Source organism: Rhizobacter sp. SG703, assembly GCF_012275445.1.
Taxonomy (GTDB): Bacteria; Pseudomonadota; Gammaproteobacteria; order Burkholderiales; family Burkholderiaceae_C; genus Rhizobacter.
This window is the reverse complement of the sequence record NZ_JAAZQK010000007.1, coordinates 138,840-165,057: the sequence shown is the minus strand read 5'-3', so window position 1 is coordinate 165,057 and position 26,218 is coordinate 138,840. Positions and strand designations below refer to the sequence as shown.

Annotated in this window: 20 protein-coding genes; 18 read left to right on the top strand and 2 right to left on the bottom strand. The window is 68.0% G+C overall.

Features of this window, described 5'->3' with window-relative positions; genetic code table 11:
- Window positions 1–20 precede the first annotated feature (20 nt).
- The 4 genes from FHT26_RS16350 (at window position 21) to aspS (ending at window position 4,504) form a co-directional block, all read left to right on the top strand.
- A complete protein-coding gene (locus FHT26_RS16350) occupies window positions 21–1,484 on the top strand; it encodes a high affinity choline transporter 1 (protein WP_168561181.1) in 1,464 nt (487 codons plus the stop codon).
- A 93-nt stretch (window positions 1,485–1,577) separates the two neighbouring features.
- Window positions 1,578–1,913: an FmdB family zinc ribbon protein gene (locus FHT26_RS16345; RefSeq protein ID WP_168561180.1), complete on the top strand. Its 336-nt coding sequence runs from the start codon at window positions 1,578–1,580 to the stop codon at window positions 1,911–1,913.
- Complete coding sequence (locus FHT26_RS16340; RefSeq protein WP_168561179.1) at window positions 1,910–2,575, top strand: DUF502 domain-containing protein; 666 nt, start codon at window positions 1,910–1,912, stop codon at window positions 2,573–2,575. Before FHT26_RS16345 ends, FHT26_RS16340 begins: the two co-directional genes overlap by 4 nt.
- Window positions 2,576–2,707: 132 nt before the next feature.
- On the top strand, window positions 2,708–4,504 hold the full coding sequence (gene aspS / locus FHT26_RS16335; RefSeq protein ID WP_168561178.1) for an aspartate--tRNA ligase: 1,797 nt from the start codon (window positions 2,708–2,710) through the stop codon (window positions 4,502–4,504).
- A gap of 52 nt (window positions 4,505–4,556) precedes the next feature.
- Here aspS and FHT26_RS16330 read toward each other — a convergent pair whose 3' ends face one another.
- Window positions 4,557–9,173 (bottom strand): fibronectin type III domain-containing protein, encoded by a 4,617-nt coding sequence (locus FHT26_RS16330; RefSeq protein ID WP_168561177.1) that lies wholly within the window; start codon window positions 9,171–9,173, stop codon window positions 4,557–4,559.
- 239 nt (window positions 9,174–9,412) lie between these two features.
- On the opposite strand from FHT26_RS16330, the gene FHT26_RS16325 reads away from it, so the two are divergent.
- The 3 genes from FHT26_RS16325 (at window position 9,413) to FHT26_RS16315 (ending at window position 11,565) form a co-directional block, all read left to right on the top strand.
- Entirely contained in the window at window positions 9,413–10,210 is a 798-nt protein-coding gene (locus tag FHT26_RS16325; RefSeq protein WP_490362793.1) for a CsgG/HfaB family protein, read from the top strand.
- Between the two features lie 108 nt (window positions 10,211–10,318).
- Entirely contained in the window at window positions 10,319–10,771 is a 453-nt protein-coding gene (gene nudB / locus FHT26_RS16320) for a dihydroneopterin triphosphate diphosphatase (protein WP_168561175.1), read from the top strand.
- Window positions 10,768–11,565: an endonuclease/exonuclease/phosphatase family protein gene (locus FHT26_RS16315; protein WP_168561174.1), complete on the top strand. Its 798-nt coding sequence runs from the start codon at window positions 10,768–10,770 to the stop codon at window positions 11,563–11,565. Before nudB ends, FHT26_RS16315 begins: the two co-directional genes overlap by 4 nt.
- Here the strand turns inward: FHT26_RS16315 and FHT26_RS16310 are convergent.
- Window positions 11,555–12,748, bottom strand: coding sequence for a hypothetical protein (locus FHT26_RS16310; RefSeq protein ID WP_168561173.1), 1,194 nt, complete (start codon window positions 12,746–12,748; stop codon window positions 11,555–11,557). The genes FHT26_RS16315 and FHT26_RS16310 overlap by 11 nt on opposite strands.
- Before the next feature lie 50 nt (window positions 12,749–12,798).
- Here FHT26_RS16310 and clsB point away from each other — a divergent pair, with 50 nt between their 5' ends.
- The 11 genes from clsB to FHT26_RS16255 all read left to right on the top strand — a co-directional run bounded on the left by clsB (window position 12,799) and on the right by FHT26_RS16255 (window position 26,203).
- Window positions 12,799–14,100 carry a cardiolipin synthase ClsB gene (clsB, locus tag FHT26_RS16305; RefSeq protein ID WP_349238165.1) on the top strand — a complete coding sequence of 434 codons (1,302 nt, stop codon included), beginning with the start codon at window positions 12,799–12,801 and terminating at the stop codon, window positions 14,098–14,100.
- Between the two features lie 4 nt (window positions 14,101–14,104).
- Entirely contained in the window at window positions 14,105–15,190 is a 1,086-nt protein-coding gene (locus FHT26_RS16300) for a ligase-associated DNA damage response exonuclease (RefSeq protein WP_168561172.1), read from the top strand.
- The gene (locus FHT26_RS16295; RefSeq protein WP_168561171.1) at window positions 15,187–16,929 is read left to right on the top strand and encodes an ATP-dependent DNA ligase; all 1,743 of its coding nucleotides are present in this window, start codon (window positions 15,187–15,189) and stop codon (window positions 16,927–16,929) included. The genes FHT26_RS16300 and FHT26_RS16295 overlap by 4 nt, the downstream gene beginning before the upstream one ends.
- Window positions 16,913–18,301: a glutathione-disulfide reductase gene (gene gorA, locus FHT26_RS16290; RefSeq protein ID WP_168561170.1), complete on the top strand. Its 1,389-nt coding sequence runs from the start codon at window positions 16,913–16,915 to the stop codon at window positions 18,299–18,301. Before FHT26_RS16295 ends, gorA begins: the two co-directional genes overlap by 17 nt.
- A 186-nt stretch (window positions 18,302–18,487) precedes the next feature.
- Complete coding sequence (locus tag FHT26_RS16285) at window positions 18,488–18,943, top strand: CesT family type III secretion system chaperone (RefSeq protein WP_168561169.1); 456 nt, start codon at window positions 18,488–18,490, stop codon at window positions 18,941–18,943.
- Between the two features lie 14 nt (window positions 18,944–18,957).
- Entirely contained in the window at window positions 18,958–20,898 is a 1,941-nt protein-coding gene (locus FHT26_RS16280; RefSeq protein WP_168561168.1) for an ankyrin repeat domain-containing protein, read from the top strand.
- Window positions 20,899–21,118: 220 nt separating this feature from the next.
- Window positions 21,119–22,951, top strand: a complete 1,833-nt coding sequence (locus FHT26_RS16275; protein WP_168561167.1) for an ankyrin repeat domain-containing protein — start codon at window positions 21,119–21,121, stop codon at window positions 22,949–22,951.
- Window positions 22,952–23,233: 282 nt separating this feature from the next.
- Window positions 23,234–24,115, top strand: a complete 882-nt coding sequence (locus tag FHT26_RS16270; protein ID WP_168561166.1) for a DMT family transporter — start codon at window positions 23,234–23,236, stop codon at window positions 24,113–24,115.
- An 82-nt stretch (window positions 24,116–24,197) separates the two neighbouring features.
- Window positions 24,198–25,040 (top strand): DUF429 domain-containing protein, encoded by an 843-nt coding sequence (locus tag FHT26_RS16265; protein WP_168561165.1) that lies wholly within the window; start codon window positions 24,198–24,200, stop codon window positions 25,038–25,040.
- Between the two features lie 52 nt (window positions 25,041–25,092).
- A complete protein-coding gene (locus FHT26_RS16260) occupies window positions 25,093–25,665 on the top strand; it encodes a GbsR/MarR family transcriptional regulator (protein WP_168561164.1) in 573 nt (190 codons plus the stop codon).
- A gap of 76 nt (window positions 25,666–25,741) precedes the next feature.
- The gene (locus FHT26_RS16255) at window positions 25,742–26,203 is read left to right on the top strand and encodes a thiol-disulfide oxidoreductase DCC family protein (protein WP_168561163.1); all 462 of its coding nucleotides are present in this window, start codon (window positions 25,742–25,744) and stop codon (window positions 26,201–26,203) included.
- The last annotated feature ends 15 nt before the right edge of the window (window positions 26,204–26,218 follow it).

Here is a 26,218-nt window from a genome sequence, read left to right as displayed (position 1 = left end):
CGCGCCGCGTGCCTAGGTCGATGAACACCACCCTGATTTCCTTCGTCGTGCTGTATCTGCTGGGAACCCTGGGCCTGGGCGTCTGGGCCGGCACGCGCATCAAGAACACCCGCGATTTCGCGATCGCCGGCCGCAGCCTGCCGCTGATCATGGTGGTCACCACCACCTTCGCGACCTGGTTCGGCGCCGAGACCGTGATGGGCATCCCGGCCAAGTTCGTGCAGAGCGGCCTGGGTGCCATCGTCGAAGACCCGTTCGGCGCCGGCACCTGCCTGATCCTGGTCGGCCTGTTCTTCGCGACCCGGCTCTATAGGCAGAACCTGCTGACCATCGGCGATTTCTATCGCAAGCGCTACGGCAAGGGCGTCGAGGTGTTCTGCTCGATGGCCATCATCCTGAGCTACCTCGGCTGGGTGGCGGCACAGATCACCGCGCTCGGGCTGGTCTTCTCGGTGCTCACCAACGGCGCGATGTCCGAGACGGCCGGCATGATCGTCGGCACGCTGGCAGTGCTGATCTACGTGGTGGTCGGCGGCTTCCTCGCGGTGGCCTGGACCGATTTCATCCAGATGATCGTGCTGGTGATCGGCCTGAGCATCATCGCGGTGTTCGCGAGCGACCTGGCCGGCGGCACCGGCAAGGTGCTCGCGCTCGCGCAGCAGAAGGACCTGTGGCACTTCCTGCCGGCGCCCAGCTTCACCGAGATCGCGATGTTCGTCGGCGCGGGCCTGACGATGATGCTGGGCAGCATCCCGCAGCAGGACGTGTTCCAGCGCGTGATGTCGGCACGCAGCGCCGGGACCGCCCGCAACGGCGCGGTGATCGGCGGCGTCAGCTACATCCTGTTCGCGTTCGTGCCGATGTTCATCGTGGCCTGCGCGGTGATCGTGATGGGCGACAGCGCGGTCGAGCTGGCCAAGAACGACTACCAGCGCCTGCTGCCGACCTTCGTGCTGACGAAGATGCCGCTGGTGATGCAGATCCTGTTCTTCGGCGCGCTGCTGTCGGCCATCAAGAGCACCTCGTCGGCCACGCTGCTCGCGCCCAGCACCAGCTTCGTCGAGAACATCCTGAAGAACCTGCGCCCCGGCATGAAGGACCGCGAGCAGCTGTTCGCGATGCGCTGCACCATCGTCGTGTTCGCCGCGCTGGTGCTGGCCTATGCGATCGCGATGAAGGGCACGTCGATCTACGACCTGGTGTCGGCGGCCTACCAGATCACGCTGGTCGGCGCCTTCGTGCCGCTGGTGATGGGCCTGTACTGGAAGCGCTCGACCACGCAGGGCGCCATCGTGTCGCTCGGCGCCGGCATCGCGGTGTGGGTGGTGTTCTTCCCGCAGATCTCCTCGTGGGGCGAGCACTTTCCGGGGCAGCTGGCCGGGCTGATCGCCGCGTTTGCGGGCATGATCGCGGGTTCGCTGGCACCCCAGGTGCTGCAGAACCGGCACGAGCCGCGCCACCTGGCGGCGGGCTCGAACGGCTGAGCGCCGGGCCGGCTGCGGCACGGGCCGCCCCGCGCTGTCGGGGGTCAAGCCCGGGCCACCTATAATTTCGTGTTTTGAATCAAAGGCTTAGCCATGCCCATCTACGCCTACCGGTGTGCGGCCTGCGGCCACGCCAAGGACGTGCTGCAAAAGATCTCCGACCCCGTGCTCACCGTGTGCCCGAATTGCGGTGCCGAAGCCTTCCAGAAGCAGGTCACCGCCGCCGGCTTCCAGCTGAAGGGGTCGGGCTGGTACGTCACCGATTTCCGCAACGGCTCGACCCCGCCGGCCACCGGCACCGCGGCGTCGGGGGCTGACAAGGCCGCCGCCGGCACGTCCGAGGCCGCCGCGCCGAAGGCCGATGCCCCGGCCGCGGCACCGCCTGCCGCCACGCCGGTCGCTCCGCCGAAGCCGCAAGGAACCCAGTGAAGAAATACCTGATCGCCGGCCTGCTGGTCTGGCTGCCGCTGGCCGTGACCATCTGGGTGCTGCACTCGGTGCTGGGGCTGCTCGACGACGTGTTCGGCAGCCTGGTCTCGGCGTCGCAGGCGGTGCTGCCCGAGGCAGCACGCCAGCCGCTGACCGACCTGCGCAACATCCCCGGCCTGGGCATCGTGCTGCTGATCGCCGGGCTGCTGCTCACCGGCATGTTCGCCGCCAACATGTTCGGCCAGTGGTGGCTGACGCAGGCGCACCGCGTGCTCAACCACATCCCGATCGTCAAGTCGATCTACAGCTCGGTGAAGCAGGTGTCGGACACGCTGTTCTCGAGCAGCGGCAATGCGTTCCGCGAAGCCGTGCTGGTGCAGTACCCGCGCGCCGGGTCGTGGACCATCGCGTTCGTCACCGGCCGCCCCGGCGGCGAAGCGGCCACGCACCTGAGCGGCGACTACCTCAGCGTCTACGTGCCGACCACGCCGAACCCGACCTCGGGTTTCTTCCTGATGGTGCCGCGCGCCGACGTGGTGGTGCTCAGCATGAGCGTCGACGAAGCGCTGAAGTACGTGATCTCGATGGGCGTGGTGGCCCCGCCGATGCCGGCGCCGCCACTGGCGATGCCGCCGGACGAGCCGCGAAATCAGACCGGTTGAGCGCCTGGCAGCCGCTCAACCGATGCGCCGCCCGCGGGGCTTGCAACCGCGCCCGCCAACGCCTGACACTTTGATGCCGACGCGCGCCGTGCGCAGCGCGCCGGCCACGATGACCGATTCCGGAGAAGACACATGAGAACAACGTATTGCGGCCTCGTCAGCGAGGCACTGATGGGCCAGACCGTCACCCTGATGGGCTGGGCCCACCGCCGCCGCGACCATGGCGGCGTGATCTTCATCGACCTGCGCGACCGCGAAGGCCTGGTGCAGCTGGTGTGCGACCCCGACCGCGCCGAGATGTTCAAGGTCGCCGAGGGCGTGCGCAACGAGTTCTGCCTGAAGATCGTCGGCAAGGTGCGTCCGCGCCCGGCCGGCACCGAGAACGGCAACCTCACCAGCGGCAAGATCGAGATCCTGTGCCATGAGCTCGAGGTGCTGAACCCGAGCGTCACGCCGCCGTTCCAGATCGACGACGACAACCTGTCGGAGACCACGCGCCTGACGCACCGCGTGCTCGACCTGCGCCGCCCGGCGATGCAGAAGAACCTGATCCTGCGCTACCGCGTGGCGATGGAGGTGCGCAAGTTCCTCGACGCCAACGGCTTCATCGACATCGAGACCCCGATGCTGACGAAGAGCACGCCGGAGGGCGCGCGCGACTACCTGGTGCCGAGCCGCGTCAACGAAGGCATGTTCTTCGCGCTGCCGCAGAGCCCGCAGCTGTTCAAGCAGCTGCTGATGGTGGCCGGCTTCGACCGCTACTACCAGATCACCAAGTGCTTCCGCGACGAAGACCTGCGCGCCGACCGCCAGCCGGAATTCACGCAGATCGACATCGAGACCAGCTTCCTGACCGAGGAAGAGATCCGCGGCATGTTCGAAGGCATGATCCGCAACGTCTTCCGCAGCACCATCGGCGTCGAGCTGCCGGTGTACCCGGTGATGACGTATGCCGACGCGATGTTCCGCTTCGGCTCCGACAAGCCCGACCTGCGCGTGAAGCTCGAGTTCACCGAGCTCACCGAGCTGATGAAGGACGTCGACTTCAAGGTGTTCTCGGCCCCGGCCAACGCGGCCGACGGCCGCGTGGTGGCGCTGCGCGTGCCGGCCGGCGGCGACATGAGCCGCGGCGAGATCGACGCCTACACCGACTTCGTGAAGATCTACGGCGCCAAGGGCCTGGCCTGGATCAAGGTGAACGATGCCGGCAAGGGCCGCGAAGGCCTGCAGAGCCCGATCGTGAAGAACCTGCACGACGCCGCGATCACCGCGATCATCGCGCGCACCGGCGCACGCAACGGCGACCTGATCTTCTTCGGTGCAGACAAGGCCAAGATCGTCAACGACGCGATCGGTGCGCTGCGCGTGAAGATCGGCCACAGCGAGTTCGGCAAGAAGAACGGCCTGTTCGAGGACAAGTGGGCGCCGCTGTGGGTCGTCGACTTCCCGATGTTCGAGTACGACGACGACGGCGAGCGCTGGAACGCGGTGCACCACCCGTTCACCGCGCCGAAGGACGGCCATGAAGACTACATGGACAGCGACCCGGGCAAGTGCATTGCCAAGGCCTACGACATGGTGCTGAACGGCTGGGAACTGGGCGGCGGCTCGATCCGTATCCACCGCGCCGAGGTGCAGAGCAAGGTCTTCAGTGCGCTGAAGATCGGGCCGGAAGAAGCTCAGCTGAAGTTCGGCTTCCTGCTCGACGCGCTGCAGTACGGCGCCCCGCCGCACGGTGGCCTGGCCTTCGGGCTCGATCGCCTGGTGACGCTGATGACCAAGGCCGAGTCGATCCGCGACGTGATCGCGTTCCCGAAGACGCAGCGTGCGCAAGACCTGCTGACGCATGCGCCCAGCCCGGTGGACGAGAAGCAGCTGCGGGAGCTGCACATTCGCTTGAGGAATCCGCAGGCGGCTTCGGCGGGGTGAGTGCGCATTGGCGAGGTGCAGCTTCCGTTGATCGGACGCTGCACCGGACGTACTAGGTAGGGGTCACGGGGGTACAGGTAGGAGTACTTCCCTTCAACGTGACGGCACTGCTTTCTCCCCGCAAGTTTTTTGCTTTGACCTCGATCGAATAGCCGTCGTAACTCAGGTCCAGATCGAAGCTCTTCGTCGCGCTTGGAGGATTGGACGCCGTGCTGGTGTGGTAGGTGTGGCTGGCGGCACCGCTCGGGGCGTAAGAGACGTCATCTTCAACGAGCTTGACGGTATACGTGATGTCCGATCCACCATCGGACAATGGTGCGCCATACGTCACCGCCAGCCTTGGGTCGAACCCGCCCTTGCAATACGCATTGGCGGCGACCTCGGTTGGTGCGCCTGGAGCGGTACCTTGTCTGGGCGTGCCGCTGATCGGGTTCGACGTCGCAGAGCCGGCGGAGTTGGTCGACTTGACCGTACAGCTGTAAGTAACGCTGTTGCTCAACCCTGCAACGGAGACGGTGCTGCCAGCGATGGTCACGGTGCCGGCAGGTACCGTGGGATTGTTGGCCTCGGTGCACGAAGCAGCGTAGGTCTCGCCGTAAACGGGCGAGAACGTGTAGTTGAGCGACGTGTCGCGCTCCGACGCGAGCGTCAGCGTCGGTGTGGTAGGGGCCGCGTTGGGCGTGCCATTCACCAGGTCCGATCGTACAGAGCCGGTGGAGTTGGTCGATTTGATCGAGCAGCTGTAGGTGGTGCCGTTGATCAAGCCTGCGACCACGAGTTCGCCACCGTTGACGTACGCGGTGTCCTTGGGTGTCGTGTCATTGACGACGGTGCACAAGGCGGCGTAGGTCTCGCCGGGAACGGGCTTGAACGTGTAGAGGAGCGCCGCGCTCTCCACCCGCGCGAGCGTCAGCGTGCGCGGGGTCAGCCTCGCCCTGGGCGTGCCATTGACCGAGGCCGATATCGCAGAGCCGACAGAGTTGGTCGATTTGACCGCGCAGCTGTAGGTGGTGTCGTTGTTCAGTCCCGCGACGACGACCTTGCCGTTGTTGATGGCCGCTGTGCCCACAGATATCGCGGTGTTGTTGACCTCGGTGCACGAAGCGTCGTAAGTCTCACCGGAAATGGGCGTGAACGTGTAGCTGAGGACCTTGTAGCCTTCTCCATCGAGCGCCAGCGTGCGTGCGGTGGGCGCTTGGTTGGGGATCACGCTTTGGCTTGCGGCCGACGTGACGGACACGTTGGTCGAGTTGATGGCCGTGATGGTGCAGGTATAGGGGGAGCCATTGGTCAGCCCCGTCACCGACACCTTGCCCTCCGAGCCCTTGTTGAAGCTCGTGCCGCCGTTGCAGCGTCCGGTGTAGGTCACGCCACTCTCATTGTTCGGGCTGAAGCTCAGCACGATCTTTTGATCCCCCGGCACGGCGCTTGAGATGAAGGGCGTCGCCGGCGCGGCCGGTAGCGTGACTATCCATGCCGCGGAGGTGGTCTTCACGCCGGAGATGTCGTTGGTGGCCGTCACATAGCAGTTGTATTTCGTGCCGTTGCCAAGGCCGGTGACGGTCAGATTGCCATTCGTTTCGCGCCTGAAGCTGTCATTGGCGGCGCAGGTGGCCGAGTAGGTGATGCCGCTCAGGTGCGGGGCGAAGGACAGCGTCACTTCGCCGTCGCCCGGTGTCACGATGATGATCGCCGGCTTTACCGGCGCATTGGGCAGCGTGAAGCTGGGCACTGCCGCGGTCGCCTTGTCGGCGGTGCCATTTGACACCGTCACGGCGCAATTGCTGTAAGTGCTGCCATTGGTCAGGCCTGTCACCGTCAGGCTGCCATTGGCATTGGCGGTAAAGCTGTTCTTGCTGCCGCAGGCGGCCGAGTAGGTGACTCCGCCCACGTTGTCGGTGCTGAAGCTCAGCGTCACGCTCGCATCGCCGAGCTTCACGGCGATGTTGTACGGCGCCGTGAGCTGGGTCGCCGGGGTCGGCGTGACCGTTGGGGTCGCGGTCACCGTGCTCAGGACGGTGCCGGCGCTGTTGGTGGCGCTGACGCTGCAGGTGTAGGGCGTGGCGTTCGTCAGGCCACTGACCACGAAGGTCAAGTTGTCGAGTGACACGGTGCCTGCCCCGCAGCTCGCGCCGTAGACGACATCCAGGCCATTCCCACCCGGCTTGGTGAACGGAATCGTCAGCATGCCATCGCCGGCCGTCACGGTGCCGAGCACCGCGGCCATGGGCATCGCATTGGGCGTGGCCGACACGGTGGCTGACTTCTTGGTGTCTGCGGCGCGCTTGGCGCTGATCTGGCACGAATATTCCGTGCCGTTGGTCAACCCGGTGGCGGTCACCGCGCCGCTGTCGGCGGGCTTGCTGATGGGGCCGGGCGAGCAGTCGAGGGAGTAGCTCACGTCGCTGCCGTTGCCGCTCGGCCGGTCGAACTTGAAACTCAGCTGTCTGTCGCCGATGCTCACCGTGGGTGCCTCCGGCGCCACGAAATCCGTCTGCACCGCGCTGGCGGTCGGCGTGACGGCGCTGGCTGCAGCGGAAGCCGCGCCGGCACCGGCCGGATTGACGGCCTGCGCGCTGCAGTCGTACGCCTTGTCGTTCACGAGCCCGGTCACGGTGATCGAGCGATCGTTCGGCGAGGTCGATTCGGCCACATGCCGGATGCCACCATTGGTGCACGCCGCGATGTAGCTGGAGATGTCGGCGCCGCCGTTGTCGGCCGGTGCCGCATAGCTCACGGTGATCGACTGGTTGGCGGCGACAGCCGTCACCGAACCGGGTTGGCCGGGTACGGTGCGGGGCTTGGTCGACATGCTGTTGGAGGCCTTGCCCTTGCCGCCCGCCTGGCTGGTCGCGTAGACCGAGCAGGCATAGATGGTCCCGTTGGTCAGCCCCGGGACGGTGATCGGGCTGCTGCTGCCGGTGCCCGGGAAGTTGCCGCAGGTGGCGGTATAGCCGGTGATGGCCGAGCCGCCGTCCGCCGGGGTGGTGAAGTTCAGCGTGATCGAGCCGTTGCCGGGGGTCACGCTGTTCAGCGTCGGCGCACCGGGGGCGGTGGCTGCCAGCGTGATCTGTTGCGTGGCCGAAGCCTCGCCGCTGCCGGCTTCAGTGCGTGCCGTGACCCAGCAGGTGTAGGTGACGCCGCTGCGCAACGGGCTCACGACGATCGGCGAACTGGTGCCGGTGGCCGTCACCGTCTCGTTGCCGGCGCTGCAGGTGACGGTGTAGTCGAGCACGGTCAGTCCGCCACCGGTGACGGGGGTGAACGAGAAGGAGGCGCTGTCGCTGCCCGGGGTGGCCGGGGTCACCTGCGGTGGGGCGGGCAACTGGCTGGCATCCGGCGCTTGCGTGCCCCTGGCTTGCTGAGGGGTGACACTGAGCGACGCCGATGCGTCGCTGGTGCCGGCGGCCGCATTGCGGGCGACGACGCTGCAGCTGTAGAGGTTGCCGTTCACCAGGCCGGCCACGGTGATGGTTCCGGCGCTGGTCGCGTCAGCGCTGGCCGTCTGGGTATCGAAGCGGCAGGTCGCGCGGTAGCCCTGGATCGCCGAGCCGCCGTCGAAGGCCGGCGCGGTGAAGCTCAAGGTGGCGATGCGGTCGCCTGCGGCGATGGCCGACAGCGTGGGCGCGCCCGGCACCGTGAACGGCACGACGGTGGCTGCCAGCGACTTGCCGCTGGTTCCCGTGGCGGTCGTGGCCGTGACGACGCATGAATAGGTGCTGCCGTTGTCCAGGCGAGGCACGGTGATCGGGCTGCCGGTCGATTCGGCGCTGACGACGCTCAGCGCGGCGGAGCAGGTGGCGCGGTAGAGCACACCGGTGCCGGCTCCACCGGCACCGGGCACGGGGTCGAAGGCGATCGATGCCGAGCCGGCACCGGGGGTGGCGACGACGTTGACCGGTGCCGCCGGCGCGTCGGCGCTCACGGTGGCGTTGGCCAGCGGCCGCACCGGCAACGGCTCGGATGCCGTGCCCACACCGTTGGCGTTGATGCCACTGACCCAGCAGGTGTAGTCGACGTCGGGTGTCAGCCCTGTCACCACGACCGGGCTCGCCACGGCATAGCTGGACGACGTGACATCGGAGCCGGAGCAGACCCCGAGGTAGGAACTGATGGCCGAGCCGCCGTTCGCCATGGGCTCGTTGAAGCTGATCACGGCCGAAGAGGGCCCCGCAGTGACGGTGGTGTTGCCGGGCTGGCCGGGCATGTTGCCGCTGCTGCTGTTCGTGGCCACCACCGAGGCGCTGGCCGCACTCGGGATACTGCCGCTGTTGAACGCAACGACGCTGCAGCTGTAGTGCTGGTCCTGTGCATTCGTCAGCCCGACCACCCGCACTTCGTCGGTGGCGGTGCCATGGGCCACGCCGGTGGCCGTGACGGTCTGGTCGGCGCCGACGCAGGTGGCCTTGAAGCCGGTCACGTTCTGCGGCTCGGGCACGGTGAAGGTCAGCACGACGGTGTCATCGGTGGCGGTGGCGACCACATCGGTCACCGCAGCCGGGGCCACGACGGGCACGATGCCGCCGGAGGAATCGCCGCTGCTGCTGCCACTGTCGCTGCCGCCACCGCCGCAACCGGTGATGAGAAGCGCGACGAGCCAGGCCGTTGCACGGCGCCAGGGTCGGGATGAACCGGGGCGAATGTGGTCGATGGGGGCCGGGTGCTTCATGGCGGTCTTCTGCTCCTGGAATGTGCCGGCCGACACGAGGGGTGCCGGAGGCGGCTGCGGGATCGACGGAGCTTGCTGACCGAATTTGCAGAACTTGTGCAGACCGGCGAGCCATGCAACCGAGAACAAAGTGCTACGAATTGATGGACCCGTGATTGAGGGGGGCCTGCCGGATGCCGGTGGTTGCGCTGGCATGATCGGCGCCTTGTCTGGTATCGATGGCTTGGAAAGGCTCCCGCATGAACCGCGTCACCGTTGCATCAGGTCTGGTGCTGGCATTGGTCGTTGCCGGCTGCGGCAAGCAGGGCGCAGCGCTCGGCGAAGGCGGCTCGGTCGTGACCGGCTCGGCCGGCCCGGCCGGTGCGCAATCGGCAGCGCGCGAGCTGGTGCGGTGCGACGCGCCGGTCGCCACGCTCGCGCTGGTCGAGAACCCGAACGGCTACACGATGGTGTCGGGCTACAACCTGCCGCAATCGCCGGTGCCTCTGATCCGGCTGCTGGCGCAGCAAAGCGGCTGCTTCCGCGTGGTCGACCGCTCGGCCGGGCTGCGCGCCACGGTTCAGGAGCAGGAGCTGAAGAACGCCGGCGTGCTGCGCCAGAACGGCACGGTGGCCAAGGGCAAGGGCTATGAAGCGCAGTACTCGCTGACGCCCAGCCTCACCTTCAGCGAACAGAACGCCGGCCGCGAGATCGGCGGCATCCTCGGCATGATCCCGGTGCTCAACAAGTTCGTCGGCATGGCCGACAGCGTGAAGCTGAAGGAAGCGCAGGTCGCGCTGCTGCTGACCGACAACGAGACCACCGAGCAGCTCGCGGCGTCGACCGGCTCGGTCCGCGTCACCGACCTCGGCATGGGAGGGCTGGTGCTCGGCAAGCTGGGCGGCGCGGCCGGCGCCGGCTGGAGCAACAGCAACGAAGGCAAGGTGATCGCGGCCGCATTCCTCGATGCGCACAACCACCTGGTGACCCAGGTGCGCATGCTGCAATCGAAGGAGTTGCCGCCCGCGGTCGCGGTGAAGGCCGGCGCGAAGGGCTGACCCGGGGGGCGATGCCGCGATGAAGCGCAGGGGCCGGGCGTTTGCCCGACCCGCCGGCGAGGTGTCGGCCGACACGGGCCGGCCGCGGCGAGCCGCTATCCTTCACGCATGAAACTGCCGGAATCGGTGCTGGTGCTGATCCACACGCCGCAGCGCGACGTGCTGCTGCTGGAACGCAACGATGCGCTGCGCGGCTGGCAGAGCGTGACCGGCTCGCGCGCGTCGGCGGATGAGCCGCTGCGCGACACCGCGGTGCGCGAGGTCGCCGAGGAAACCGGCATCGTGATCGGCTCGGCGGCGGTCCCGGCCACTCGGCTGGTCGACCTCGACCGCCGCCACGTCTACGAGATCCTGCCGGCCTGGGCGCACCGCTATGCGCCGGGCATCACCCACAACACCGAGCATGTGTTCACGCTGCAGGTCGATCGCGGGACGCCGGTCCGCCTGAGCCCGCACGAACACCTGCGCTTCGAATGGCTGCCGTGGCGCGACGCCGCCGCGCGGTGCTTCTCGCGCACCAATGCAGCCGCCATCCTCGACCTGGGAGCCACCGCGAGATGAACGCGTCACCGTCGACCCTGCACCCGCCGCACGTGCTGCGCGTGGCCACCTACAACATCCACAAGGGCGTGCGCGGCGTGGGCCCGCGCAAGCGGCTGGAGATCCACAACCTCGGCCTGGGCATCGAGGCGCTCGACGCCGACATGGTGTTCCTGCAGGAGGTGCGCAGCTTCCACCATGGCGAAGCGCGGCGCTTCCCCGACACCCACATCGGCTGGCCGCGCGTGCCGCAGGCCGAGTACCTGGCGCCCGACGGCTACCACGCGGCCTACCGCACGAACGCGGTGACGCCGGGCGGCGAGCATGGCAACGCGCTGCTGTCGCGCTGGCCGCTGGGCGACGAGATCGGGCACCACGACGTCTCCGACCACCGCTTCGAGCAGCGTGGGCTGCTGCACGTGCGGGTGCACTGGAACGCGGTGGTGGTGCATGCGATCGTGGCCCACCTCGGGCTGATCCATTCGAGCCGCGTGCGGCAGGTGGAGCGCATCGGCGCGTTCGTCGCGAGCCAGGTGCCGGCCGGCGAACCGGTGGTGCTGGCCGGCGATTTCAACGACTGGGGCGGCAAGCTCGACGCGCCGATGCATGCGCTCGGCCTGTACCGCGCCGAACGGCGCGGCGTCAGCTCGCAGCGCACCTTCCCGTCGCGCATGCCGGTGTTTTCGCTCGACCGCATCTACACGCGCGGCTTCCGCTGCACCGGCACCTCGGTCCCGCGCGGGGCGGCCTGGGCGCGCATGTCTGATCACCTGCCGCTGGTCGCGGAGCTCGAGCTCGATGGCGCTACGAGTTGACCTCATCGCCACCGACCGGCCACGCGGCTTTCAGCTTGCGGCTGGCCTCGTGGCGCGTGTCCTCGTCAGGAATCGCCAGTTCGAACAGCTCGGCCAGCAGCAGGGCGGCGGTACCAGGGTCGAAGCCGTGGTGGTCGACGAGGCTGCGCAACGGTTCGGCATCGTTGCCGAGCAGGCGCTCGATCGCATCGGCGAAATCGAAGCAGCCGGTTGGAAACGGCTTGTCGTCCTGGCGCGGCAGCGGGTTGAACAGCGCGTGGAAGTAGTCGTTCACGCTGTAGGTGTCGACGTCGAGCCGCTGGTCGCCGCAGACCAGTGCCGTGACCGGCCGCCGCTTCGACAGCGGCCACAGCGTGCCATCGTCCATCGCCGCGCCGGTGCGCTTCGTGGTGGGCGGTTCGGAGGCGTCGCGAATGGCCTCGTCGCTGATGCAGTCGGCGGGTGTCAGGCGGTCCAGCCGGGCCACCGCCTGCTGCAGCAGGCGCCGCTGCCCGTCCGTCAAGCGGGTGCAAGAACGGAGCACCTCGCCCAGCGGGAGCCCGCTGCCGAAGCCGAAGGATCCCATCTGCACGGTCAGCAGGTCGAAGTCGAGCTTCTTGTTGCCGTGGTTCTGCAACACCGGCACGGCGATCGTCGTCCAGGGGTCTGCCCGGACGAGGTCGTCGCCGTTGCCGACCAGCGTGACGACGTGATCCCGATCGCCATAGAGCACCTGATCGATGCGTGGCGTCGCCAGCGTGGCTGCCAGGTACAGGAAGGTCAACTCGCTGCATTCGTGGCAGTTCCCGATGCCGTGGCGGGCGATGGCTTCGCAGCGGGCGACGAGTTTCGCCCAGGGGTCCCGAGACTCGCGCTCGATGGTGGCCAGCTCGGCGCTGAGCAGGTTGATCGCCTTGTCGGCGAGCTGCTGGTCGCAGTTCACGAGGAAGGGGTTGTTGCGAACGCCTCGAAAGAGCAGCTTGCGGGCCCAGCGGTTGGCATCGCCGGCCGCCCGGGCATGCGCGAGGGTTTGCGCAGAAACGACCAGCTCGTGCGGAGACACCGCAACGCCGTCCTTGCCCTTCATCTTGAGTTGCCGCGCGCCGATTTCGGCCAGGCTCAGTGTCGTGAAACGGGTGGAGGGTTGCATGCAGGCCATGGCGAGAGGTCGTTCCGCCGTGATGATGTGACCGCGCTGAGTCACCGCGCGGAAGGAATCGTTCCAGGCCGCCTGGCGAGCGGAGGCTTGCTCCCGTGAGCCGCCGACATCGCCGCCGGCACGGCGAGCCGCTGCCCGACGACCTGTGGAGCACCGTGCCGCGCGCGCTGTTCTGCGGCGGCAACCAGGTCGAGCTGCTCAGCGGCGGCGACCAACTCTTTCCGGCGATGGCAAGGGCCATCGATGCGGCGCGGCACGAGGTCTGGCTCGCGACCTACATCTACCAGCACGAGGGCAGCGTCACCGCCGTCACCGATGCGCTGCTGGCGGCCGCGGCGCGCGGCGTCGCGGTGCGGGTGGTGCTCGACGGCTTCGGCTCGCGCGCCTTTTTGCCGCAGCTGCAGCCGCTGTTCGAAGACGCCGGCGTCGACCTCGCGGTGTTCCGCCCGATCACCAGCTGGTGGAGCTGGTTCCAGCCCGGCCAGCTGCGCCGGCTGCACCAGAAGCTGTGCGTGGTCGATGGCGAGGTCGGCTTCGTCGGCGGCATCAACCAGATCGACGACCGCATCGACCTGGTGCACGGCGCGACCGAGCAGCCGCGGCTCGATTTCGCGGTGCAGCTGCGCGGGCTGGTGGTCGCGCCGGTCGAGCAGGCGATCCGCGCGGTGTGGACGCGTGCCGACCTGGGGCAGGATTTTCGCGACGAGATGGTGGCGCTCGCGCGCAGCGCAGAGCCGCTCGCGCGTGCCAAGCGCCTGCTGCGCCGCCTGCGCATGCCGCGCAGCAAGGGCCTGCAGCTGAGCCCGGACGCGCTGCCACCGGTGCGGGCCGCGTTCGTGCTGCGCGACAACCTGCGCCAGCGCCGCACCATCGAGCGCAGCTACATCGATGCGATCCGCGCCGCGCGCGAACGCGTCGACCTGATCAGCCCGTACTTCTACCCCGGCCGGTCATTCCGCCGCGCGCTGCGCGATGCGGCCGACCGCGGCGTCGCGGTGCGGCTGCTGCTGCAGGGCAAGCTCGACTACCGCATCGCCGGGCTGGCCGCGCGCGTGCTGTACGACGAGCTGCTGGCGCACGGCGTGCGCATCCACGAATACACGCCCGCCTACCTGCACGCCAAGGTGGCGGTGATCGACGGCGACTGGGCGACGGTCGGCAGCTCGAACATCGACCCGCTGTCGCTGCTGCTGAACCTCGAGGCCAACGTGATCGTGCGCGACGAGGGCTTCACGCGCGCGCTGGCCGAGCGCTTCGATGCCGCGGTCGCGCAGTCGCGCGAGATCGACCCGAAGCTCGCGCACCCCCGCACGCTGGCCGGCACGCTGCGGCGCGGCTTCGTCGCCTGGTGCGCGCATGTGTATTTGCGCATCGCGGGGCAAACAGGCCGGTATTGAATTGATGACCCCCGACGACCTGGTGATCGAACGGCCCGAAGGCCTGTACTGCCCGCCCGGCGACTTCTTCATCGACCCGTGGCGGCCGGTCGAGCGCGCGGTGATCACGCATGCGCATGGCGACCATGCGCGGCGTGGGCATGCGCACTACCTCGCGTCGGCCCCCTCCGAAGGCGTGTTGCGCGCGCGGCTCGGCGACGACATCGCACTGCAGACGCTGGACTACGGCGAGTCGATCGAACACCGCGGCGTGCGGCTGTCGCTGCACCCGGCCGGCCACGTGCTCGGCTCGGCCCAGGTGCGGCTGGAGCACGGCGGCCGCACCTGGGTGGCGTCGGGCGACTACTTCGTCAGCGGCGCCGGCGACGACAACCGCACCTGCGTGCCGTTCGAGCCGGTGCGCTGCGATTGCTTCATCACCGAATCCACCTTCGGACTGCCGATCTACCGCTGGCAGCCGCAGCGCGAGGTGTTCGCCGACATCGATGCATGGTGGCGCGCCAATGCCGACGCCGGCCGCGCAAGCCTGCTGATGGCCTACAGCTTCGGCAAGGCGCAGCGGTTGCTGGCGGGGGTCGATGCGTCGATCGGGCCGATCGTCGTGCACGGCGCGGTCGATCCGCTGAACCAGGCCTACCGCGCGGCCGGCGTGGCCTTGCCGCCGACTCAGCTGGCGAGCGACGTCACCGACAAGGCGAGCCTCGCGCGGGCGCTGGTGATCGCGCCGCCCTCGGTGCAGGGCTCGGCCTGGACGCGCCGCTTCGGCGACTACGGCGATGCGTTCGCGAGCGGCTGGATGCAGCTGCGCGGCACGCGCCGCCGGCGCGCGGTGGACCGCGGCTTCGTGCTGAGCGACCATGCCGACTGGCCCGGGCTGCAGCGGGCGATCGCCGCGACCGGCGCGGCGCGCGTGATCGTCACGCACGGCTACGAGGCGGTGATGGTGCGCTGGTTGCAGGAGCAGGGGCTGCAGGCCGGCGCGTTCCACACCGAATACGACGACGAGCGCAGCGACGCGGCGGATCCCGGTGTTGCCTCCGATGCCGCCGCGGATGCTGCCGCCGCGCCCGGTCCGGAGCCGGCCGCATGAAGCGCTTCTCGCGGCTCTTCGCCGAACTCGACGCGACCACCGCCACCTCGGCCAAGGTCGCCGCGTTGCAGCGCTACTTCGCCGACGCCGCGCCGGCCGATGCGGCCTGGGCGGTGTATTTCCTGTCGGGCGGCAAGCCGCGCCAGGTCGTGCCCACCGCCACGCTGCGCGCGCTGGCCTGCGAGCGCGCCGGCATCAGCGACTGGCTGTTCGACGAGTGCTACCAGGCGGTCGGCGACCTCGCCGAGACGATCGCGCTGGTGTTGCCGGCGCCTCAACACGAGAGCGATGTCGGGCTGGCCGACTGGGTCGAGCAGCGGCTGCTGCCGCTGCGCGGGTTGTCGCCCGCCGAGCAGGCGGCGCGCATCGCGGCGTTCTGGGACGAGCTCGACACCACCGGCCGCTTCCTGCTGACCAAGCTGATCGGCGGCGGCTTCCGGGTCGGCGTCAGCAAGCTGCTGGTGCAGCGCGCGCTGGCGGCACACGCCGGGCTGGACGACAAGCTGCTCGCGCAGCGCATGATGGGCTGGACCGATGCGAAGCAGACGCCCGATGCGGCGCGCTTCGCGGCGCTGCTGGCGGCCGAAGGCGCGGGGGGCGCGGCGCCGCTCGGCCAGCCGTATCCGTTCTTCCTCGCGCATGCCGTCGAGGGGCTGCCATCCGAGTTCGACGCGCGGCTCGGCGCACCCGGCGACTGGCTGGTCGAATGGAAGTACGACGGCATCCGCGCACAGGTCGTGCGGCGCGGAGGTCAGACCTGGATCTGGTCGCGCGGCGAAGAGCTCGTCACCGAGCGTTTTCCCGAGGTCGTCGCGCTCGCGCAGGAGTGGCCGGACGGCACCGTGCTCGATGGCGAGATCCTGGTGTGGAAGGGCGATGCCCCGGCGCCGTTCAACCTGCTGCAGCAGCGCATTGCGCGCAAGACGCTGACGAAGCGGGTGCTGGCCGATGCGCCGGCCAGCTTCATCGCGTACGACCTGCTCGAATGGCAGGGCGTCGACCTGCGCGCCCGGCCGCAGCGCGAGCGGCGTGCGCTGCTCGAAGCCGCGTCGGCCGGGCGCAGCATGCGGGTCTCGCCGGTCGAGCAGCGCGACAGCTGGGCCGCGCTGGCCGCGCTGCGCGAGGAATCGCGCGCCCGCGGCGTCGAGGGCTTCATGCTGAAGCATGGGCAGGCGCAGTACGGCAGCGGCCGGCGCAAGCAGGAAGGGCTGGCGGGCGGCACCTGGCTGAAGTGGAAGATCGACCCGCTGAGCGTCGACGCGGTGCTGGTCTATGCGCAGGCCGGGCATGGCCGGCGCGCCAGCGTCTACACCGACTACACCTTCGCGGTGTGGAGCCACCCGCCGCAGGATGCCGCCGAGGCGCAGCAGGTGGTCGACGCCATCGCGCGGCGCGAGCCGGCACAGCCCGGGGCGCTGCAGCTGGTGACCTTCGCGAAGGCCTATTCGGGTTTGAGCGATGGCGAATTCGCCGAGGTTGACCGCATCATCCGGCAGACGACGCTCGAGAAGTTCGGTCCGGTGCGCAGCGTGCGGCCCACGCTGGTGTTCGAGCTGGGCTTCGAGGGCATCAACGCGAGCCCTCGCCACAAGAGCGGAATCGCCGTGCGCTTTCCACGCATGCTGCGGATCCGGCACGACAAGCCTTTGCATGAGGCCGACAGCCTCGCTACGCTCAAGGCCCTGATGGATGACGGTGGACGAAGAGAGAGGGAGCTTTCGAATGACGGTATCGGTTGACGCATCCTACGACTGCGACCTGTTCGTGATCGGTGCCGGCAGCGGCGGTGTGCGGGCCAGCCGCGTGGCCTCGCAGCTCGGCGCCCGGGTCATCCTGGCCGAAGGCAGCGCGCTCGGCGGCACCTGCGTGAACCTGGGCTGCATCCCGAAGAAGCTGTACAGCTATGCGGCGCACTACCACGAGGCGTTCGCGCAGGCGCGCGGTTTCGGCTGGACGCTGGCCGAGCCCGAGTTCGACTGGGACGTGCTGAAGGCGCGGCGCGGCGCCGAGATCGCGCGGCTCAACGGCGTGTATGCCGAGCTGCTGCGCGGGGCCAACGTGCAGCTGGTGCGCGGCTGGGCCAAGCTGCTCGACGCGCACACCGTGGCCGTCAAGACCACCACCCACGAACAGCGCTTCACCGCGCGGCACATCCTGCTGGCCACCGGCGGCGAGCCGCTGCGGATCGAAGGGCCGGGCGCGCAGTGGGCGATGAGCTCCGACGACATGTTCGACCTGTCGCCATTCCCGAAGCGGCTGGTGGTGGTCGGCGGCGGCTACATCGCGTGCGAGTTCGCATCGATCTTCCACGGCCTCGGCTCGAAGGTCACGCTGCTGCACCGCGGGCCGCAGCTGCTGCGCGGCTTCGACGGCGAGATGGCGCGCTTCGTCACTGCCGAGATGCGCAAGAAGGGCATCGACATCCGGCTCGAATCGCGCATCGCCGCGGTGGAGCGGCGCGGCGAGGTGCAGCGGCTGCAACTGGCCGACGACAGCGTGCTCGAGGCCGACACCGTGCTGCATGCCACCGGCCGGCGCGCGCGCAGCCGCGGGCTGGGGCTGGCCGAGGTCGGCGTGAAGGTCAACGAGGACGGCACGGTGCCGGTGGATGCGGGCTTCACGACCAACGTGCCGTCGGTGCATGCGCTGGGCGACCTGGTCGGCAACAAGGCGCTGACGCCGGTGGCGCTGGCCGAGGCGATGGTGCTGATCGGCCGGCTGTTCGGCGAAGGGCGCCGGCCGGCGCTCGACTACGCGACGGTGCCGACCGCGATCTTCACGCACCCGCAGGTCGCGACGGTGGGGTTGAGCGAAGAGGTCGCGCGCACGCGGCACGGTGTGCTGCGCATCTACCGCAGCGAGTTCAAGCCGCTGCAGCACACGCTGAGCGGCAGCACCGAGCGCACGCTCTTGAAGCTGGTGGTCGACGACGCGAGCGACCGTTTGCTCGGCGCGCACATGGTGGGCGGCGATGCGGGCGAGGTGCTGCAGGGTTTCGCGGTCGCGGTGCAGGCGGGGCTGACGAAGGCGCAGCTCGACCGCACGATCGGCATCCACCCGACGGTGGCGGAGGAGTTCGTGACGATGCGGGTGGCGGCGTCGAGGGGGTGAAGGGGCGCGATGGTCGGCGATGCGATCTGCGGGGCGACATGTCGCTGCAGCCGATTGCAAAACGGACAGAGACACATGACGAGACGCTGGAGGGAACGACCGGCATGAGTTGGTGACTCAGGGTGACGTATTTGCGAAGGTCCACACGCGGCCTCATCGCATTCGATCCTCACCAGGAGTTGCTTGATGGATGCAAGTGCTGCGACGGAATTTCAAGACGTCATCCGCCCCTTGCTTGCGCGCATGGGCATGGCCGAATCCAGGGACCCGCAACGCCTGGTGGTCACGCTGATGGTGGATGAGAGCCTGACCGTTGCGTTGCTCGGGCATCAGCCGGGATTTCTGGTGGTGATCGCCGAGCTGCCCGAGCTGGTCGACACCGGTGACGCACAGCGGCTGCTGCCGCTTCTGTCGGCCAACGGCTTCACCGCCGAGCACCCGCCGTTGATCGGTTCGGTGCAGGCCGACAGCGGTCGTTTCTCGTTGTGGGCGCGCCAGCGACTGGCTGAGCTGGACGAAGCGGGTGTCGTGGCCTTGTTCGACAGGTTGCTGGCTGCGGCGAGTGCCGTGCGGGACTGGTTGCGCGAGCCGCTGCCCGAGCCCGATGCGCGCGAGCCGCTGCACGGCGAAATGCGGGTCTGACGGGCGGCGGCGCGATGCACAACTCTTCCTTCAAATCACGATACGCAGCGCTGCAGCAGCCCTTGGAAATGCGGGTCGACGCAGAGGTGTGCTATCACGAAGCGCGGGCCAGCTGGTACCAGGCGACCACCGGTCGTGCCCCGACGTACGAGATCGAAGCCGTCGAGCCGAAGGTCATGACGGCGCTGCAGGTGGGTGACCTTGCCCTGGCGGAATTTCCGCAGGTGATGACGCCGGCTCCTGCCAACCAGAGATGGGGCAATGCGCTGCATGCCGGACGCCCGGCCGAGAGAACCAGGCTGGCCTACGCGGAGTTGTCCCAACCATCCGCTGAAAAGCGTGCGCTGGCAGCTGTTGCCGTGGACAGTGGCGTGTGCAACAACCTGAGCGCGGTCATCTTCAAAATGGTGATCCACTGGTACGACGGCGCCTTGGCCGATGTCCCGCAGGATCAATGGCAGCCTGTGCACAGGGTGACGAACGATGCTCACGAATGGGTGCAGATCGGCGATGGCGAGCACGCAGTCGTCGTCGACGCCTGGACTCCAGACAGGCGCAGCCTGCTGGCCAAGGATGCGGCCTTGTTGTGCTTCGGTGCCCCCGTGAAGCGCGAGACCTGGTACCCAGGCTCGAGCCCGACCTGCCCATGGACGCAACTCAAAGAAAGTGGCATCGCACTCGGCCTGTTGAAAGCCTCGATGTCCGAGGACGCGCCGGTCAGTCCGGATCTGGGATTGAACTGCCACGTGGCCGATTGGCTCGATGGCAAGCTTCAGCGGCAGTGGAATGTTCTGTCTGCGCTCGGCACGGCGTATGACAACAGGATCGGACGCCGCCCTGTGTATGTGTGTGAAGAGACCGGCGAAAGTCACAACCCGGACCTGGTGCTGCTGTCGGCTCGGGAAGCATTGCTTCAAAGTGAGCTGCGCCTGAACCAAACCAACCTCGTGGCGACGCTTGCGGCTGGCCACGTCGGCCGGATGGCGTTGCAGGAATGGGGAAACGCACTGAACGCGCTCTGCACGCGGCTGGACTCGGCGGCCGTCGAGCTCTTGCTCATGCATGCCAACGACGAAGTGCGCGGGCAGCCGGGTCACCGGCTTGCGCTGAGCGCAGAACTGACCAGGTTGATCGACCACAGTTGGCCCGATCATCAGAGGGGGCGCATCGCCCGCCTTCTGCTGAATGCCGGAGCTCCGCTCGACTCGCTTGACCGTGATGGAGCGACGCCGCTGGCGCGAGCCTGCTTGCGGGGCACGGCTGACCTGGCGCAGATCCTTCTCGACGCGGGCGAGGAGCAGGGCGCTTCGGTCGCAGCTTGTGTTCCGCCGAACATGTCGTTGCCCATGTTGGTCGCATCGGAAGGGCATTGGAGCATCGTGCACCTGCTGTTGATGCATGGCTGTCCATGTCCGCCGACGCCGTCGGGCGAACGCCTGCTCGCTCTGGCCCGACGGAAAGGTCGCAGCGACGTCGAACCTGTCTTCAAGCAGATGCTCGGGTTGGCGCTCTCGGCCTCGCCGATCAATCGGCAGGTCGTCACTGCACTGATCGACGCCGGCACTGAATTGCCCGTTGAGCGCTGGAGAGACTTGTTCGGAAGTGCTTGTCGTGCGGACAACCCCGCACTGATGGAAGTGCTCCTCGCCATGAGGACGACCGACGTGGCGCCGCTCGTTTCGGCGGGGCTCGGTTTCGTTGGCAATTGCGTTGGAGAGGCCGCGACGCGCCTGGTCGGGATGTTGCTCGATGCAGGAGCCAAGGTCGATGAGCGCGGGGCATACGAACAGACGCTGTTGATGCGGGCGTGCATGCAAGGCGCGGTTCCGATGGTCAAGGTGCTTGTGGCGCGTGGCGCGTCCGCCGGCCAGAAGGACGAAGCTGGCATGACGGCGCAGATGTACGCGGTGCAGAGCGGGCACCGAAGCATTGTCGACCTGCTTCCCAGCGTTTGACCTTGATGACAAGGCGGGCGGCGCCGGGTATGTGAGGCGAAAGACGGATCGGAATGCCTGGCTCGGGGGCGTTGCAACCGGAACACATGCCGGCGTGCGCGGTGGGAACCGCGGCGCCGCGATGACCACTCACCGCGATACCTTGGCGAGGCCGGTCTCGCGCGACCACTGCGAACGAGCGGCATGCCATCCAACCCTTTCATCGTCACGAGCGTGAACCATGCAGTACCCCGCCTCCGCGTCTTACCGAAACAACCCGCGTGTGCCGCTGAACGCGATCATTGACAAAGCGCAAGGGCCGAGCGAGCCGGCCAGTGCCATCGTGAAGGGCAAGGTGGAGGATCTGTGGGATCGGCGTGTCAGCCACTACAAGGCGACGACCGGGCGGGACCCCGTCTATGTGATCGTGGACGTGAGCGATGACGCCATGCATTCCGTGCAGCTGGCTCCCATGGTGAAAAGAAAGCTCGGCGAAGGCTTTTCACGCGATTCCGGCAATGTGATGCAGCACATCGCCACATCGAACGGCAAGTCGAACTGGTTGCTTTCTCGCGCATTTCTAGTATCAGATCCAGGCACCAAAGGCTGGCTTTTTCAAGCCCTGCGAGAGGGTGCGAGGCAATGCGGGTCGATAGCCGAGGCGACGCGAGCGATCTTGATCGAACACTACGCGAGTCAGGCGAATCCGCGGTGCGATCGCGTCGAGCTTGTCTGGTCACCGAGCATGGATCATGTGTTCGCGCGAGTCGTCATGAAGGACGGCGCCATGGTGATTCACGATCAATGGATCAACCCTGAGGCCTTCCTGGCGGAGGACGGCAGGTTCAGCAGCGCAGATGGCCTGATCGTGGAGTCAAGCTGGTCGCCGGGAGATCCGCTGCCGCAGCGGTGGGAGGACTTGAAGCAGCAGGCAAAGGATGCCGGCCCGATTCTTGACGGTGAACTTCGTGCTGCGTGGCGGTGCTTGGTCGGGGATGGGACGCCGCAGGATCTGATAGCGTATGCCAGACGAAAGATCATTTTCGGCCACCTGCTCGACAGGATCGAATCCGATTGCCTGCTGACGGAAAACCAGGCGGCCGAGCGCGGATTGCAGCCCAACGAAAGAATCGTTTATCACCATGGCGGCAGGTACTACGCCAACGACGTGGTCGCTGAATCTTCGCTCCGCCGCGTCAACGATCCCGCATTTCCCAAGTTGCATCTGCACCAAGCGCGATGGGAACTCGATGTGGAAGCCGCAATCGCCCGCCGGGACCTTCAGACACTGACTCCACTGTTGCAGCGCACCGACGTGCGCGAATGGTTCCCCGAACGCCATCGCAACCTGTGTCTCGGCGCCGTGAACATGGCATTGTGCGGCCCGCTTGATGAGCGCAACATGGCGCTAATCGCCGAGCTCTACAGCAACGCCGTCGACGCGCCCACGGCAACGCAGATGCAGACGATGCTGCGGATGCGCATGATCGACGACGCGCTGAAGAATCGCGATACGCTGGCCCTGACAAGCTGGCTGAACACGCAAAGCATCGCGGCCTCCGCAGACCAGGGCTCGAGATGGCTGATGATGGCCTGCACGCACCTCGACGTACGGGGCGTCAAACGGCTGTTGAAGGCGGGCGCGCAGTTCGGTACGTCTCACGGTCTGGAGAATGGATTGATCCTGGCGATAGAGGCCGGCGGAGCCGAGATGGTGAAGCTGTTGCTGAAGCGGGGAGCCTGCGCCTTGCGGCCGAACGTTGTCGGGCTCGTCGCGTGGGACTTCGCGCAACAGATGCTGCGAAGCGCTCATGCGGCCGGAGGCGACGTCGTGCGTCAACAGGAGGTTGCGGCACTCGTCTGCGGCCACGCGGTCGCGCAGGCGATTGCATTGCAACCGGCGGACAGGGCGCTGCTGGAGACAATGAAGGCGGGCATAGACAACGAAGCTTTGAGCGACGAGCTGACGCGCGCGATGCAGCGTTTGGGCGACTCGACGCGTGTCGGTCAAACGCCGGATGTCGAGATGATCGGGGAGACGGCGGCCGACAGCGCACAAGAGGAATTGCAATGACACCGTTGCCGTCATTCTGAGACGTGATCCGCCTGCCTGCGAACGCATCGGCATCGCGCCCTCCGACGAACGCTGATCGGGGCCGTCGAACCAGACCGCGGCCGATTCTCGCCGTGGGCCCGCGCGCGCCTCGTGGAATTCGATGAGCCCGCGTTGATGGCCTTGTTCGACCGCGTGCTGGCGGAGGCACTCGAGCTGCGCGCGTGACGCGGCGGGCCGTGCCGGCCAGGCTGGCAACTCTGGTGACAATGCGGGTTTTGCCTCGCCTGCGCCGTCGTCTCCATGTCCCTGTTCGCGCTCTGCCTCGTCCTGATCGCCGCCCTGCTGCATGCCGCCTGGAACCTGGTCGCGAAGAAGGCCGGCGGCGACAGCCGCTTCGCGCTGCTGTGCAGCCTGATGATCCTGGTGCTGTGGGGGCCGGTCGGCATCTGGGTCGGCTGGAGCGCGGTGCCGCTGTGGGGCGGCAAGGAATGGGCGCTGGTCTTCGCGAGCGGCATGGCCCACCTCGTGTACTTCAACGTGCTGCTGCGCGGCTATGCGGCGAGCGACCTGACGGTGGTGTACCCGGTGGCGCGCGGCACCGGGCCGCTGATCAGCTCGTTCGGTGCACTGCTGCTGCTCGACGAGCACATGAGTGCAGGCGGCGTGCTGGGTGTGTTCGCGGTCACCGGCGGCGTGTTCCTGATCGCCGGCGGCCCGTCGCTGTGGGCACGCGCGCACGACCCGGTGCAGCGGCAGCGCGTGATGGCCGGCCTCGGCTACGGCGCAGCCACCGGCTGCATGATCGCGCTGTACACGCTGATCGACGGCTACTCGGTCAAGGTGATGCTGATCTCGCCGATCCTGATCGACTACTTTGGCAACCTGCTGCGGGTGCCGTTCATGCTGCCCACGGCCTTGCGGCGGCCCGAGGCCTTCGTGACGTCGGCTCGCGCGCTGTGGAAGCACGCGCTGGTGCTGGCGGTGATCAGCCCGCTCGGCTATGTGCTCGTGCTGTACGCGGCGCGGCTCGCGCCGCTGTCGCACGTGGCGCCGGCGCGCGAGGTGTCGATGCTGTTCGCCGCGCTGCTCGGCGGGCGGCTGCTGGGCGAGGGCGAGCGTGGCACGCGCATCGTGGGGGCGGCTTGCATTGCGATGGGCGTGGTGGGGCTGGCCGCGGGCTGATACACGTTCGCTTCGCACCGGACGTGGCGCGATGGCCTGCCCGGGGGCCGCTAGAGTGCGAGACCGACCTGTCCGGCACCTCATGACCTTCGCTTCCCTCCCGAACACCGCTTGCCCGCTGGCCGGCGTCGACTTCACCAGCCGGCCGACACGGCGCAAGCCGATCACCGTGGCGCATGGCCACCTCGCCCATGCCGTCGTGAAGCTGGATCGTCTCGACGCGCACGAGCACTTCGACAGCTTCTCCACCTGGCTTCGCACGCCCGGCCCGTGGCTCGCGGCCTTCGACTTCCCGTTCGGCCTGCCGCGCGAGCTGGTGCAGGCGCTGGGCTGGCCGCTCGACTGGCTGCCGTTGATGCGCCACTACGCCGGGCTGTCGCGCGACGAGATCCGCACGCGCTTCGCGGCCTTCTGCGATGCGCGGCCGGTCGGCGCGAAGTTCGCGCACCGCGCGGCCGACGGCCCGGCCGGCTCGTCGCCGTCGATGAAATGGGTCAACCCGCCGGTCGCACTGATGCTGCATGCCGGCGTGCCGCTGCTGATCGATGCCGGCGTCGACCTGCCGGGCCTGCACGCCGGCGATGCGCAGCGCGTTGCGCTCGAGGGCTACCCCGGCCTGCTGGCGCGCGAGCTGATCGGCCGGCGCTCGTACAAGGCCGACGACAAGGCGCGCCAGACCCCCGATCGCCTGATCGCCCGCAAGGACCTGCTCGATGCGCTGGAGCAGGGCCGCTCGCGCCTCGGGCTGCGGTTGCGGTTGTCGCATGCGCAGCGCGATGCGCTGGTGGCCGATGCATCGGGCGACCGGCTCGACGCGGTGCTGTGCCTGATGCAGGCCGCGTGGGCGGCCGCGCAACCGGGCTTCGGCAGGCCGGCCGATGCCGATCCGCTCGAAGGCTGGATCGTTTCGTCGCCGGTCGATTGATTTTTCAATTTCTGCATTGACAGAAATATCAGGCGGCCCTAGAGTCCGCCGCATGAACCTGTCGCCGACCCTTTCCCGATTCGTGCTGCACTGGGGCGAGATGGGCACGCGCTGGGGCGTCAACCGCACGGTCGCGCAGATCCATGCGCTGCTGTTCATCACCGGCCGGCCGATGCACGCCGAGGAAATCGCCGACACGCTCGACGTCGCGCGCTCCAACGTCAGCAACAGCCTGCGCGAGTTGCAGGGCTGGAACCTGATCAAGCTGACGCACTTGGCCGGCGACCGGCGCGACCATTTCGAGACCTCGACCCAGGTGTGGGAGCTGCTGCGCACCGTGGTGCGTGAGCGCCAACGTCGAGAGATCGCGCCGACGATCGAGGTGCTGAACGAGCTGCTGGCCGATCCGGCGCTGAGCCGCGACCCGGCCGAGGCCCGCCTGCGCATCCGCGAGACGCAGGAACTGCTGGTCACGCTGACCGCCTGGAGCGACGAGATGCTGAAACTCGACACCGACACGCTGACCAAGGTGCTGAAGCTCGGCGCGAAGATCAAGAAGCTGCTCGGCCGCGATAGCGCGGCGGCACCCGACGAGGTCAATCCGGTTCAATTGCTCGGGCCTTGAGGGCCCCATTTTTTTGATCTTGTATTTCTCTATAAACAGAAATTACTGACGTAAATAACACACGAGATCACCCACCATGGCCGCCATCACCTACCCGTTGACCCTCTTCTACGACGCCGCCTGCCCGGTGTGTTCGCTCGAGATGGACTCGCTGCGCGAGCGCGACGCCGACGGTCGGCTGGTGTTCGTCGACATCAGCGCGTCGGGCTTCGATGCCTCGCCATGGGGCACCACGCGGGAGGCGATGGACGCCGAGATCCACGGGCTGACCGGCGACGGGCAGTGGCTGCGCGGCGTGCATGTCGTGCGGCTCGCCTACGAGGCCGTCGGGCTGGGCTGGATGTGGCGGCCGTTGCAATGGGCGCCGCTGCAGCCGGCGCTCGACACCAGCTACCGGTGGTTCGCGCGCCACCGCCATGCGATTTCGGCGACCGCGGCACCGCTGGTGCGCGGCATCCGCGCATGGCGTGCGCGTCGCGCCGCGCTGGACCCGCGGGCCTGTCGCGATGGCCGCTGCGCCGATCGCCGTGCCCGCTGATCGCGGAGCCATCGC

Excerpts from the sequence above, each read along its gene's own strand:
- FHT26_RS16280 (WP_168561168.1), top strand. The coding sequence starts at position 18,958 with ATGCACAACTCTTCCTTCAAATCACGATACGCAGCGCTGCAGCAGCCC.
- FHT26_RS16330 (WP_168561177.1), bottom strand. The coding sequence starts at position 9,173 with ATGAAGCACCCGGCCCCCATCGACCACATTCGCCCCGGTTCATCCCGA.
- FHT26_RS16345 (WP_168561180.1), top strand. The coding sequence starts at position 1,578 with ATGCCCATCTACGCCTACCGGTGTGCGGCCTGCGGCCACGCCAAGGAC.
- FHT26_RS16295 (WP_168561171.1), top strand. The coding sequence starts at position 15,187 with ATGAAGCGCTTCTCGCGGCTCTTCGCCGAACTCGACGCGACCACCGCC.
- gorA (WP_168561170.1), top strand. The coding sequence starts at position 16,913 with ATGACGGTATCGGTTGACGCATCCTACGACTGCGACCTGTTCGTGATC.
- FHT26_RS16260 (WP_168561164.1), top strand. The coding sequence starts at position 25,093 with ATGAACCTGTCGCCGACCCTTTCCCGATTCGTGCTGCACTGGGGCGAG.
- FHT26_RS16275 (WP_168561167.1), top strand. The coding sequence starts at position 21,119 with ATGCAGTACCCCGCCTCCGCGTCTTACCGAAACAACCCGCGTGTGCCG.
- FHT26_RS16285 (WP_168561169.1), top strand. The coding sequence starts at position 18,488 with ATGGATGCAAGTGCTGCGACGGAATTTCAAGACGTCATCCGCCCCTTG.
- aspS (WP_168561178.1), top strand. The coding sequence starts at position 2,708 with ATGAGAACAACGTATTGCGGCCTCGTCAGCGAGGCACTGATGGGCCAG.
- FHT26_RS16300 (WP_168561172.1), top strand. The coding sequence starts at position 14,105 with ATGACCCCCGACGACCTGGTGATCGAACGGCCCGAAGGCCTGTACTGC.
- FHT26_RS16265 (WP_168561165.1), top strand. The coding sequence starts at position 24,198 with ATGACCTTCGCTTCCCTCCCGAACACCGCTTGCCCGCTGGCCGGCGTC.
- nudB (WP_168561175.1), top strand. The coding sequence starts at position 10,319 with ATGAAACTGCCGGAATCGGTGCTGGTGCTGATCCACACGCCGCAGCGC.
- FHT26_RS16350 (WP_168561181.1), top strand. The coding sequence starts at position 21 with ATGAACACCACCCTGATTTCCTTCGTCGTGCTGTATCTGCTGGGAACC.
- FHT26_RS16325 (WP_490362793.1), top strand. The coding sequence starts at position 9,413 with ATGAACCGCGTCACCGTTGCATCAGGTCTGGTGCTGGCATTGGTCGTT.
- FHT26_RS16255 (WP_168561163.1), top strand. The coding sequence starts at position 25,742 with ATGGCCGCCATCACCTACCCGTTGACCCTCTTCTACGACGCCGCCTGC.
- FHT26_RS16315 (WP_168561174.1), top strand. The coding sequence starts at position 10,768 with ATGAACGCGTCACCGTCGACCCTGCACCCGCCGCACGTGCTGCGCGTG.
- FHT26_RS16270 (WP_168561166.1), top strand. The coding sequence starts at position 23,234 with ATGTCCCTGTTCGCGCTCTGCCTCGTCCTGATCGCCGCCCTGCTGCAT.